Source organism: Bacteroidales bacterium (assembly GCA_031276035.1).
Classification (GTDB): Bacteria; Bacteroidota; Bacteroidia; order Bacteroidales; family BM520; genus RGIG7150.
Genome location: JAISNV010000034.1, coordinates 161,136 through 174,839, shown reverse-complemented (window position 1 = coordinate 174,839; position 13,704 = coordinate 161,136). Strand labels below are relative to the sequence as shown.

The following is a 13,704-nucleotide window of genomic DNA, read 5'->3' as shown; positions in this document are numbered from 1 at the left end:
TTTATCTGATCTTTCTGATTTTCGATTCGGAAACATAAGTTCCAGATGAAACAATATTTTTTGCAATAAATACACCGGCGCTAACAACTGTGTTATCAACAATCGAAATATTGTTAGCAACAGTGCTTTGACTTCCTATAAAAACTTCTTTTCCAATTCTGCAATTACCGTTTACCATTACTCCTGTTGATATATGTGAATAATCTCCAACAACGGAATCATGATCAATATTGGCACAAGTATTAATAATACAGCCTTTACCTATTAAAACTCCGGCATTAACAACGGCTTTATGCAAAACCACAGTTCCCTCTCCTATTTCAGCATGCTTGGAAACGTATGCTGTAGGAGATATTATAGTCGCAAATTTTCCTCCTGCTTCAGTAATTTTACAATGCAACATTTTTCTCGGCTCAGGGTTATTTATTTGTCCGAGAGTAACAAGAAATAGAGCTTTATCAAAATATATTGAAATATCTTCATCACTACCGATAATCGGATATCCCAATACATCCGAACCTATTTTATCCGGCATATCCAGAACACCGAGAATCGAATAATCTGTGTTTTCAATAACATCAATTACCGATTTGCAGTGACCTCCGCCACCTACAAGAATTATTTTTTTATAATCTAACACTGCTTGGTATATTTACAATTCTTTCTTCAAACCAATACGTATTTTTCAAATCATCTCTTTGACATTTGTCGAACATCGGCAATTTATTCATCAACTGCCATGCGGGACGAGTCATTATATTATTATCATTCGTATATTGTAAGAACCCGTTTCGAGCTTTTTTATCGCTCATTATTATTGAGTTTAACCAATAATTCGATTTACAGTTTTCGGGTTCAGCAAAAAAATCAATATCTGAAAATCTTGAAAAATAATCTTTATATTTTTCGGCTGTATCTCTTTTGTTATTCAAGTACAGTTCTATGTTTTCCATTTGAGCACACCCAAGGGCTGCATTAATATTAGGCATTCTATAGTTATATCCAACAGTATCATGAATAAATTCCCATTTATGGGGTAACTTTGCCTGGGTTGTCAGGTGCTTTGCATGTTGTCCGGTAGAAATATCATTAAATAATAGCATTCCACCGCCACCTGTTGTTATAGTTTTATTTCCGTTAAAGCTAAGAATACCAATTTTCCCAAAAGTACCCGTGTGTTTTCCTTTGTAAAAGCTGCCTAAACTTTCTGCAGAATCTTCAATTAGGTCGAGATGATATTCATTACACACATCCAACAGTTCATCCAAATGAACGGGATGTCCGAAAGTATGCATCGGCACACAGGCTTTAATACATCTTCCTGTATTCTTGTTATAACAAACATTATCTTTTATTTCAGCATTATTTATCAACCAATTCTTCATTGCAACCGGTGATAATCCCAAAGTATCCGTATCAATATCTAAGAAAACAGGATAAGCTCCAGTATATGATATTGCATTACATGTAGCAACAAATGTAAGTGATTGGGTAATAATTTCATCATCACGTTCAACTCCGGATAAAATTAAAGCTAAATGTAATGCGTTGGTACCATTCACACAAACTACAGCTTTTGCAGTTCCTGTATATTCTTCAATCATTTTTTCGAAACGATCGACAAATTTTCCAACACTTGATACATATGTTGTGTCGATACATTCCGTTAAATATTCCTTTTCCTTACCCATAAAAACCGGTGAATGAAGAGGAACAAAATCTTCATTATTATATAATTCGCGGATAAAATCTACAATTTCTTTATACATTATAAATATCTGCTTTATATTTTTTTAGATTTTCATCATTACAAAACCAGTCTATTGTTTCTTTTAAACCTTTTTCAATAGGATATTCCATTGTAAAACCCGTTAGTTCCTTAATTTTAGTATTATCGCCCCATAAACGAAATACCTCCGAGTTTTTCGGTCTTAATCTCTGAGTATCTTCAACAAATTTTACATCTGAGTTCATAATTTCAGCAATTATATCCAAGGTTTCTCTCATTGAAATTTCATAATTACTTGCAATGTTCACTTCTTGTCCGATAGCAGCATTACATTTCGATAATTCAATAAAACCGCGGCAAGTATCCTTAACATAATTAAAATCACGGGTTGGAGTCATATCACCCAGTTTAATTTCTTTCTTACCATTTGCGATTTGTGTAATAATGGTTGGAATTATTGCTCTTGCAGACTGTCTTGGTCCGTATGTGTTAAAAGGTCGAACAACGGTTACAGGTAAACCGAAAGCGTTATAATAGCTTAAAGCCATTGCATCGGCGCCAATCTTGGAAGCAGAATACGGAGATTGCGGCTGTTTAGGATGATTTTCATCTATCGGAATATATTTAGCCGTTCCATATACTTCTGATGTTGATGTTACCAAAATTCTTTTTACATTATTTTCTTTAGCTGCCTGACAAATATTTAAAGTTCCCTTAACATTAGTATCAACATAGCTTTCGGGAGCAATATATGAGTACGGAATAGCAATTAATGCAGCAAGATGATAGATGACATCAACTCCCCGCGTAATATGTTTGCAAAAATGTGAATCTCTAACATCTCCTGTAATTACTTCTAAATTAGGATGCTTAATATCATCCAGCCATCCCCAATAATTAAACGAATTGTAATAAGACAATGCTTTTACATTATATCCTTCATTCAACAACATTTCTGTTAAATGAGACCCGATAAATCCGTCTGCTCCCGTTACTAATACATTATTCATATACTCTTTTATCAAAATTTTTTAGTTCTAAATGAATATTTTCTTTTCACAAATATCCATTTTATCACAAACAATTTATTTTTTTACAGATTCCACTACTTTCAACAAATACTGTCCGTATTGATTTTTCTCCATAGGCTTAGCCAATTCAATCATTTTCTCTTTGTTAATCCAGCCGCTATTATAAGCTATTTCTTCCAAACAAGCTATCTTAAGTCCCTGACGTTTTTCTATCACTTCTATAAAATTCGAAGCTTCGCTCAAAGAGTCATGTGTTCCGGTATCCAACCAGGCAAAACCTCTGCCGAAGACTTTTACTTTTAAAGCGTTTTCCTTCAGAAAAGTCTGGTTTACCGTTGTTATTTCGAGTTCGCCACGTGCAGAAGGTTTTATTGTTTTTGCTATTTCAATTACTTTATTAGGATAGAAATATAATCCTACTACCGCATAATTACTTTTCGGATTTGCAGGTTTTTCTTCTATACTTAAGACATTGCCTTCTTTATCAAACTCCGCAACACCGTATCTTTCGGGGTCGCTAACCCAATATCCGAACACGGTAGCTTTGTTGTTTTCTTTAACATCGGCTACTGCTTCAGTTAACATTTTCCTAAATCCTTGCCCGTAGAAAATATTATCCCCAAGCACCAAACAGACACTATCGTTTCCAATAAATTTTTCACCAATAATAAAAGCTTGAGCCAATCCGTCGGGAGATGGTTGTTCGGCATATTCAAAATGAACGCCATAGTCGGAACCGTTTCCCAATAATCTTTGGAAACACGGCAAATCCTGCGGTGTTGATATTATCAATATTTCTCTAATTCCAGCGAGCATTAATACGGAAATAGGATAATAAATCATTGGTTTATCATAAACCGGCAACATTTGCTTACTAACTCCCTTGGTTATCGGAAACAATCTTGTTCCCGAACCTCCTGCCAATACAATTCCTTTCATATATTAAGTTCCGATTTTATTTAATTGATAATGGTTTATTAATTTTAAGCGCTCTGTTTTTAACTTTCAGCAAACCAACAAGTTCTTTAAGGAATGCCGTGTTATTTTCCGAGGGTTATTATTTGCACGTTCAATATTAACGTTATTGATAATAATATCAATATTAACATTTTTATGTGAATCTGTAGATAATTGTAGTTTCGTTATATAATCATTGAATTTATCATAAATTTCATCTTCAGATTTAATCTCCAATAAATTCATTAAATACTTCATTTTTAAATTATATTTTTCCAAAGATATTACACCGCAATATTCATCTTGCGGAATAATCAAATTATATTTCATAAAGAAAGGAAATGTTAATGCAACTGCATTTCCGTGAGGAATATTATAATAAGAAGTAAATGCATAAGATAATGCATGCGGAGCTGTAGTTTTTGTAATATTAATAGCCTTGCCAGCCCAATAAGCTCCTTCCGAAACTTTATTTCTGATTCTGTCTGTCGGATTATTTACAACTTCGGGAAGATTTTGCCATAACAATTTAATGGCTTTTACTGCATATTCATCGGATTCATCTGTTGCATTCACATTCCAATACGCCTCAATTGCCTGTGCCAGCGCATCAAAACCTGTAGTTGCGGTTAGATTTTTCGGCGTTGAATATGTAAGAGGCGGATAGATAATTGCATAATCAGGTAAAATATCTTTATGTGCAACTGAATATTTTACTTTATCTTTATATAATACGGCAAAATGAGTTGCTTCGCTACCTGTACCGGCTGTTGTAGGAATTGCTACCAGAGGAATAATATTTTTTTCTTTTTGAAAATCTCTTCCCGTAAAATCTCCCGAATAAGAATAAAAGAAACGTATTAACTTCGCCATATCAATAACACTTCCGCCGCCAACAGCTATTATCAAATCAATATTCTTTTCAGAAAGTAAAGATAGGCCGATTTTCAAATCCTCTACTTTCGGGTTTTCTGAAAAATCAAAAAACTCTATGATATTTAAATTCAATTTGTCTGTTAAATCATCAAAAAGAGATTTTGCACCACTCAGTTCAAATGATTTTTTAGCTCTGACAAGAAAAACATTTTTATATCCCTTATTTTGCAATAAACTTGTAAGCTTAAATATTGATTTGCTTCCGATATATGATATTTGTTTTTCCGGCATTTTATTCGTTTAAGAATTTCATCAAGGCTTCTTTATTTTGTAAAGGCGTTCTTGTAGGCCTGCCTAAATCTTTTCTTGCACCTTTCTGTACTTTAATTTCAATAAAAATAGGTCCTTGAAGATTTCTTATTTCATTCAAAGTACTTTTAAGACTATCTTCTGTTTCAACGGAATAAGCTTTTTTATATCCGCTTGATAAAACTATTTTACAAAAATCAGTGGTAAATCCGACTGTCGGCTGACCACCTACCGAATCATGAGCTCCGTTGTTAAAAAGAATATGAATGTAATTTTGCGGAGCTAATGAACCTATAACAGGTAAAGACCCCATATGCATTAATGCAGCTCCGTCTCCATCGAAACAATATATTTTTTTATATTTTTTACTAATTGCGATACCTAAGGCAATTTGCGAGGCATGCCCCATAGAACCTACAGTCAGAAAATCTTTATCGTGTCCTTGATTTCTTTTTTCCCGTTGTTCAAACAGCTCGCGTGAAGTCATTCCTGTTGTTGAAACAACAACATCATTATCATTTATATTATCAAGAATAATACTGATTGCATTTTCACGATTCATCGTATAATCAATACTTTTTACTTTTTCTCTAAGCGAATAATTCTCAAAAGTATCTTTTTGAACGATAAGAGCGTAAGCTTCTTTTGTTAAATTGATGTATGAAAGCACTCGTGATAATTGTTCCGGAAAGGCATCATCATCTTTAGTTAATATTTCATTTTTAATTTCCAAAGTATCTAACAGAGGAATTGTTATTCTTCCCTGTTTTATATGTTGCGGTTCATCTTTAACGCCCGGTTCGCCTCTCCATCCTATTAACAATAACATGGGAATATTATAAACTTCCTTATCTATTAAAGATGTTAAAGGATTAACAATATTTCCAAGTCCCGAGTTTTGCATATATATCACAGGAATTTTACCTGTAGCCAGATAATATCCTGCTCCTAATCCTATTGCAGCTCCTTCATTTGCAGTAATAATATTATTTTCTGCAGGAGTATTATCTTGAATATATGCACAAATTGATTTTAACAAAGAATCCGGCACACCTGCAAAAAAATCAATATTATTGTTTCTTAATGTTTCTATAAAATATTTTGGAGACATTTTATTTAGAGCCCGGTATTAATTCTAATATTTCATTAATCGGCATACAATATTCATTTGCTTCATAAGAGCGTTCATTCAACAAAATAGATTTAGCCGTATTAAGCATTGCGGGATAAGCACTTCTCAATAAATGATTTGCATAAATCACAATATTTACTCCCCAAGAAGCAAGTTCGGTTTCGGTAATGCGGTTAAAGGTTGTAGGGACAACAATTATCGGAGTAGATTTATTTTCTTGTCTGAAAGCAATGCAAAATTCTTTAATATCTTCTCCCGATTTATTTTTACTATGAATCATGATTCCGTCGGCACCGGCTTCAACATAAGCTTTGGCTCTTTCCAGAGCATCCTGCAAATTTTTTCCTGCAATAAAACTTTCTATTCTGGCAATAATCATAAAATCATCCGTAACTTGAGCTTTTTTACCTGCCCGTATTTTTTCCGAGAAACCTTCTATAGAATCTTGTGTTTGGACAGCATCCGTACCAAACAATGAATTCTTTTTCAAGCCTATTTTATCTTCTATGATTACGGCAGATATACCTAAACGTTCGAGTGTTCTAACTGTAAAAACGAAGTGTTCTATCTTGCCTCCCGTATCACCATCAAAAATAACAGGTTTAGTTGTACATTCAAGAGCATCATTCAAATCATGTAAGCGAGTAGTTAGATCTACCGCTTCAATATCGGGTTTACCTTTTGATGTAGAATCGGTTAAGCTACTTGCCCACATAGCATCAAATTCCTTGTTTATTCCGTTAACTTCAACAGAAGTATTCTCAATTATCAATCCTGTTAGTCCGCTATGCGACTCACAAACTCTAACAATCGGTTTGGCAGCTATTAAGCGCCTTAATCTTTTAAGTCTAATTTCCGGAGTTGTGCCTATTTCCTTCAATTTAGAGTTAATTTGTGTAGAAGAAATCCCTTTTGTATAAGGCACATCTATAACTTTTCCTCCCCATTTTGAAATCGTATCAATAACACGTTGACGAGTTTCTTTTTGAATACCTTCTTTCCAATCGTCGCCGTGTACAACAAAATCGGGTTTTATTAATTCCAAGTTAGGAACGTAGTCTAAAGTTGTTTGAGCAACAACCTCATCAACTCCCTTAATATTTTCAACAATCAAAGAACGTTGGTCAAAATTCAGATACGGCAATCTTTTATAACTTGCAATAGCTTCATCAGTTAAAACACCAACTATAACTCGGCCCAATTTAGATGCTTCTTTAATAATGTTTAAATGTCCCGGATGAATAATATCGGCACTCATTCCTACGTAAACTTTCTTATTTTGCTGCATCATTTAAATTTATTTATTAGATATCTTAATGAAAATTGATTGTCCGTAATATATGATTTATAGTCAATTTAATTATTCATTTATAGCGATTATCTTACAATTTGTTTATTTTAAAATATCTTAATTATCAACCAATTATAATCTTCCGTCAACCCACCTTCTATCCACTTTTCCCTTTACATCAAAAATAATTGTACCTGATTTGTGGAAACTTTCGAAATCGAAGTTATATAAAAATTCTTGGTGTGCCACCGCCAGAATGACAGCAGCATATTTTTTGTTTTTATCTATCTGCTTGATAATATCTATATTGTATTCTTGTTTAATTTCTTCTTCGCAAACGAATGGATCACAGACATCAACATTTACACCGAAGGCTATAAGTTCTTTGTAAATATCTACGACTTTAGTGTTACGAATATCGGGACAGTTTTCTTTAAAAGTTACTCCAAGTATCAATATATTAGCATTTTCAAGAGTATTATTCTTTTGCATCATAAGTTTAAGCACTTTATGAGCAATAAAAGGGGCAATGCTGTTATTAACCTCTCTTCCGGAAAGAATTACTTTAGGAAGATAGCCCAATTTCTCCGCTTTACTTGCCAAATAATACGGGTCAACACTAATACAATGTCCGCCTACAAGTCCGGGCGTATATTTTACAAAATTCCATTTAGTTGATGCCGCATCTATAACTTCATTTGTATCTATTCCCATTCTATCAAATATAAGCGCGAGCTCATTAACAAATGAAATATTAACATCGCGTTGTACGTTTTCTACTATTTTTGATGCTTCCGCAACCTTTATGGAAGAAGCCTTGTAAGTACCGGCAGTAATTATCGAAGAATAAAGATTTTCAACAAAATCGGCAATAATTGGTGTTGAACCGGATACAACTTTCACAATATTAGTGAGTTTCTTTTCTTTATCGCCGGGATTAATTCTCTCAGGACTATATCCGACAAAGAAATCCTTATTAAATTTCAATCCGGAAGTTTTTTCAATCACCGGAACGCAATCTTCTTCAGTACACCCCGGATAAGTAGTTGATTCGTATATTACAACATTTCCGCCGGAAATAACTCTTCCTATCATTTCCGAAGCTTTAATCAAAGGTTGTAAATCAGGCACATTGTGTTTATCAATAGGAGTAGGAACGGTAACAATATATATATCACAATCCTTAATATCTTGTTCTTCTGCAGTAAACGTCAAACTTCCATTCACAGCATTTTCGGAAGTTTCATTTAGTAAATTTAGGGATTTGAAATCAGAATTTAAAACCTCTCTTAATTCTGTCGTATCGGCTTCGCCGGTATGGTCTTCTCCCTTTTGAAGTTCTTCAACTCTATTTTTATTGATATCAAAACCAATGACATTATATTTCTTGCCGAATTCAATTGCAAGCGGCAAGCCTACATAGCCAAGTCCTATAATTGCTATTTTCATTAGTTTAAAATTTCAAGTTAGAAATCAATAACCCAAACATTATTAACTAAATTCCTTCATACTCAAACCCTATCTCCATCAACTCTCGTTTATCATAGATATTTCTACCGTCAATTATTAAGGGATTATTCATTAATGTTTTGAGTTTATGCCAATTTGGTATTCTGAATGTTTTCCACTCAGTAACAAGTATTAAGGCATCAGAGTTTTTGGCTGTTTGATACATATCCTCGCAATAAATTATTTTATTGCCGAGACGTCTTTTAGCTTCTTCCATAGCAACAGGATCAAAAACTTTAACTTTAGCGCCGGCTGCCAACAATTCATCTATTAAAACTAAAGAAGTAGCCTCTCGCATATCATCGGTTTCGGGTTTAAAAGATAACCCCCATATTGCAATGGTTTTACCCTTAATATTTTTGTAATGTTTATTTAACTTTTTAAAGAGAATTCTTTTTTGATCATTATTAACTTCCTCTACAGCCTTAAGAACTCTCATTTCGTATCCCGATTCTTCGGCGGTTTTGATAAGAGCTTTAATATCTTTAGGAAAACAAGAGCCACCATATCCACAACCCGGATATAGGAATTTATTTCCAATACGAGTATCTGACCCTATGCCGCGACGCACCATATTGACATCTGCACCTACCAACTCGCAAAGATTTGCTATATCGTTCATAAAGGAAATACGTGTTGCAAGCATTGCATTTGCAGCATATTTTATCATTTCAGCGGAAGGAATATCAGTAAATATCGTACGGTAATTATTGATTGTAAATGGTTTGTAAAGTTTATCCATTATGTCCTTTGCTTTTTCACTTTCAATACCGACGACAATTCTATCCGGACGCATAAAATCGGCAACGGCAGACCCTTCCTTAAGAAATTCCGGGTTAGAAGCTACATCAAAAGGAATATCAATCTTTCTTTTATCGAGTTCTTCCTTAATTTTTGCTTTAACTTTTTGTGAGGTACCAACGGGTACAGTGCTTTTAGTAACCAGCAAAACGTATTTTGTCATGTTTTTACCTATTGTTTCGGCTACATCTAAAACGTATCGCAAGTCTGCACTACCGTCTTCATCCGGTGGAGTTCCAACAGCACTAAAGATAACATCAACATCATTTATAACAGAAACCAGATCGGTTGTAAAATGTAATCTGCCTGCTTCACAATTTCTTTTGATCATATCTTCCAAACCGGGTTCATATATAGGAACAACACCCTGTTTAAGAAGGTTTATCTTCTCGTTATCTACATCCACACAAACAACATCTATACCCATTTCCGAAAAACAAGTTCCGGTAACAAGCCCTACATATCCGGTTCCAATCACAATGATTTTCATAAATTCTAATTATCAAATTTCGTAAACTCAGAATTTTGTGATTTATACTCCGGTACCATCATTTTCATTAATCGTACGGTTTCGTCTATTTCTATTTTACGAGAAAGACTTTCTATCTTTTCGAAATCATTTATTATTTCCTTGAATTTATATTTACGAACGTTTGCAATTTTGATTTTTTTATGTTCTGTTGGAATTGTATCTTCTTCATTATTAAGCACCTCTTCATATAATTTTTCACCCGGCCGTAAACCAATAAATTCAATTTTAATATCTTCGTTTGGAACTAATCCTGAAAGCATTATCATACGTTTAGCAAGATCAATTATTTTTACTTGGTCACCCATTTCAAAAGCGAATATTTTGTTTGTTTCGTTCATAATGGCTGCTTCAAGAACTAAACGACAAGCTTCGGGAATAGTCATAAAATATCTTATAATATCAGGATGAGTTACTGTAACAGGGCCACCATTTTCGATTTGTTTTCTAAAATGCGGAATTACAGAACCGTTACTACCAAGAACATTGCCGAAGCGTGTAGTAACAAAAGAGGTACAACTCTCAATAGTATTTTGTTCTATGGCGCTGCCTAAACTTTGCACGTATATTTCGGCAAGGCGTTTTGTTGCTCCCATTATATTTGTAGGATTTACAGCTTTATCTGTAGAAACCACAATCATTTTTTTCACTCCGAATTTTACAGCCATATCGGCAACATTTTTTGTACCAACAACATTCACGAGGACAGCTTCACAGGGATTTTCTTCCATTAACGGAACATGTTTATATGCAGCTGCATGAATGACTATTTCGGGTAAATATTTTTTGAATACCATTTCGAGGCGTTCCTTAACTCTAATATCTCCTATTATACAAGTAATGTTAGCTTTCGGAAACTTTGTTTCAAGCTCAATACGGATATTATGAAGCGGTGTTTCCGCAATATCAAAAAGTATCAATTGTTTAATTTCCAATTTTGAAAGTTGGCGGCAGATTTCACTGCCAATACTTCCGGCAGCACCTGTAACAAATATTACTTTATCATTAAAATTTTTTTTCAGATGATCCATATCCAAATCAATTTCATCTCGTCCTAATAAATCCTCTATTTTAACTTTTCTAATATTAACTCTTCCGGAAATATCATCACTAATATTAGGAGTTATCAAAGTTTTAATACTATGCTTTTCACAATATCCTATAAGTCTTTCATTTTCTGTTTGAACATCATTGTGTTTAGCAAATATTATCGCCTTAATATGTTTTTTATTAATAATATTTATAAAATCTTGTTCCGTTTTAAAATTATATACTGATTTTCCGCTGATTTTATAAGATTTATAATTATGGCCATATATGAAAAATCCACAAACAAAATAATGTTTACTATTTCTTAAACGCATTTCTAAAGAAACGCTTTTTTCATCAATGCCGTAAATAAGAATATTTTCGCACTTATCACGTGTAAAACTCATCAAAAGCTCGTAAGTTACAACCATTATCATTCTAACACCGAAGATTGCTGCCAGAGTCAGAAGAAAATCGACAAGAATAAAAAGGAAAAAATAGTCCCAATTTACCGAATCTATATTAATAAACGCCAAAACTAAGAGTAACCCGAAAACTATTTTCAATAGAGCAAGGCCGGTTATTCTAATATAATCTTTTGCTCTGAGATGTCTTATTGTTCTCTTATAAGTCATTAGAATTAAAGAAGATATGAGACTCGCTATAAAAGAGAACACAACAATAACGAAAAGATCATTATGAAGTTCGAATAAATTTGTTTTAAGGTAATATCTTATTAATGCATAAGACAGAACTGTACATATTGTTGATAATAAAACATCTATAAGCAATATTACCCAATAGCTTATATAACTTGATGTTACTCTTTGTAAAAATTTGTTAAGTAGTATTTTTTCTCTCATTAGATTTCTTTACAAATTACTTCTTTTAAATAAGAAACGTATTAACGAGTTCCGAATTATAAAATCAGTCATCAAGTCGTTGTACTTGTGATGGATGAACAAAAGCCGTTGCAACAGCCATTATACCCTCAATAGCAATAACCACTCGTCTATCATTTTGAACACGCATATATTGCCCCTCAATACCTTTGAAGGGACCATCTATAATTCTAACCTTTTCACCCTTTTTAAATACGACTTTTGAAGCATTCATATAAATTAATCCGTCATCATAAGTCCTGGATAATTTTATAAAACTGTTCATTTGAAAAGACGGAATAATCATAGGATTATTGGTATTTTTATCGAAAAAGTATTTAATAGGGATAGTAGTTGCAAGTTGTTGTTTTAAATCATCAATATCTGATTTTGTTGCATTAACAAAAATTAGATTATGAATAGCAGGAATTAGTTGTCTTTGTTTTTTATTATTTTTAACTATTAATTTATTTTGTAACGGAATAAAGTTCTCTATGTTGTTTTCGTCTAATATTTTTTTAAGTTTCATTTCTCTACAATAAGTAACTTTCAATGTATACCAAGCTTTTCTATCTTGTCTAATCATAGAGATTTCACACTAATTATTTATAATTCATTTTTTGAAGGAATTTTTTTCAAATCTATTATTTTTTTAATTTGAATAATAAATACTTGATAACGCATACCTCCAAGTTATCACCGCGAGTGTAACCGCCTGATCTACAGCCATGTTTAGCCGCTTACGTTGGTTTACTAAAACGCTCCGGCACTAAGCGCTTTTTCTATCTCAGAATAAGTACCATAAACGCTGCAAAGATATAAATATTTTACAAAAATTAAAGAATTTAAAGAAAAGACTTTTAAAAAAATCCAATTCATTTATAGCAACTTAGTCAATGAAAATTTATTTTTCAGCTATACCATTATTGTATAGAGAATTAAAGAATTTTTACATAATTTGATATATTACTCTATACATAAATTAACTTTAGATAATCGGTTTATTAATAAAACATAACAAATAACATATTATTATTTCATTTATAACCCTTTACCGTTTAATTAACTTTCTTAGCCTTTCCTTCAATAAAACCGTCAATAGGCAATATAGAATTGCCGACAACAGCAGTTCCTTCAATTATTGTACCATAACGCAACTCACCGTTCTTTAGCTTAGCTTCCATTGTATAGTTCGTATTTGCTTTATTATTTTCTTCATTTACTGTTGTTATGGTATATGTTTCAAATTTTACTTTTTTATTTCGCACTTTTCCGGGTATAACCTGATCGTCCATCAATAAAAGTACTCCAGACTCGTCGTCATTATAAATAATAGAAAAGGTTTCTTCACCAGAAAAATCTTCCTGCTCATAAGAATACCCAAATGTTAAGCGTTGATAACCATGGTAACTACCTTCATAATTACCGATAAAATTCTCAATATCCTCTTGGCTGGTACAAGAAGAAATTAAAATTACAATAAAAAGCGTCGGCAATATTTTTAATAATTTTTTCATAAGTAAATATTTTTGTTTATTGATTCTTAAGCTATTCGTTTATATACAACTATATGATTTATTTATATTTTCCTATTGGAATGATGGTTTATATTATAATATCAATTTATGAA

At 32.7% G+C, this 13,704-nt stretch carries 12 protein-coding genes; all 12 read right to left on the bottom strand.

From position 1 onward, the window contains the following. Position 1: 1 nt before the first annotated feature. Positions 2-640, bottom strand: a complete 639-nt coding sequence (locus tag LBP67_09220) for an acetyltransferase (GenBank protein MDR2085158.1) — start codon at positions 638-640, stop codon at positions 2-4. Further along, entirely contained in the window at positions 627-1,769 is a 1,143-nt protein-coding gene (locus LBP67_09215; protein ID MDR2085157.1) for a LegC family aminotransferase, read from the bottom strand. The genes LBP67_09220 and LBP67_09215 overlap by 14 nt, the downstream gene beginning before the upstream one ends. After that, positions 1,762-2,739, bottom strand: coding sequence for an NAD-dependent 4,6-dehydratase LegB (locus tag LBP67_09210; protein MDR2085156.1), 978 nt, complete (start codon positions 2,737-2,739; stop codon positions 1,762-1,764). The genes LBP67_09215 and LBP67_09210 overlap by 8 nt, the downstream gene beginning before the upstream one ends. Before the next feature lie 75 nt (positions 2,740-2,814). Continuing rightward, positions 2,815-3,699, bottom strand: a complete 885-nt coding sequence (gene rfbA, locus LBP67_09205; GenBank protein MDR2085155.1) for a glucose-1-phosphate thymidylyltransferase RfbA — start codon at positions 3,697-3,699, stop codon at positions 2,815-2,817. A 66-nt stretch (positions 3,700-3,765) separates the two neighbouring features. Further along, positions 3,766-4,884, bottom strand: coding sequence for a phosphonoacetaldehyde reductase (locus tag LBP67_09200; GenBank protein ID MDR2085154.1), 1,119 nt, complete (start codon positions 4,882-4,884; stop codon positions 3,766-3,768). 1 nt (position 4,885) lies between these two features. Continuing rightward, positions 4,886-6,013, bottom strand: coding sequence for a phosphonopyruvate decarboxylase (aepY, locus tag LBP67_09195; protein MDR2085153.1), 1,128 nt, complete (start codon positions 6,011-6,013; stop codon positions 4,886-4,888). A gap of 1 nt (position 6,014) precedes the next feature. Further along, entirely contained in the window at positions 6,015-7,322 is a 1,308-nt protein-coding gene (gene aepX, locus LBP67_09190; GenBank protein ID MDR2085152.1) for a phosphoenolpyruvate mutase, read from the bottom strand. Positions 7,323-7,457: 135 nt separating this feature from the next. Then, a complete protein-coding gene (locus tag LBP67_09185) occupies positions 7,458-8,774 on the bottom strand; it encodes a nucleotide sugar dehydrogenase (GenBank protein MDR2085151.1) in 1,317 nt (438 codons plus the stop codon). 46 nt (positions 8,775-8,820) lie between these two features. After that, positions 8,821-10,125, bottom strand: coding sequence for a UDP-glucose/GDP-mannose dehydrogenase family protein (locus LBP67_09180; protein MDR2085150.1), 1,305 nt, complete (start codon positions 10,123-10,125; stop codon positions 8,821-8,823). Between the two features lie 5 nt (positions 10,126-10,130). Then, the gene (locus LBP67_09175; protein MDR2085149.1) at positions 10,131-12,056 is read right to left on the bottom strand and encodes a polysaccharide biosynthesis protein; all 1,926 of its coding nucleotides are present in this window, start codon (positions 12,054-12,056) and stop codon (positions 10,131-10,133) included. A 64-nt stretch (positions 12,057-12,120) separates the two neighbouring features. Further along, entirely contained in the window at positions 12,121-12,660 is a 540-nt protein-coding gene (locus tag LBP67_09170) for a UpxY family transcription antiterminator (protein MDR2085148.1), read from the bottom strand. A 472-nt stretch (positions 12,661-13,132) separates the two neighbouring features. Beyond that, positions 13,133-13,591, bottom strand: coding sequence for a hypothetical protein (locus LBP67_09165; GenBank protein ID MDR2085147.1), 459 nt, complete (start codon positions 13,589-13,591; stop codon positions 13,133-13,135). Between the last annotated feature and the right edge of the window lie 113 nt (positions 13,592-13,704).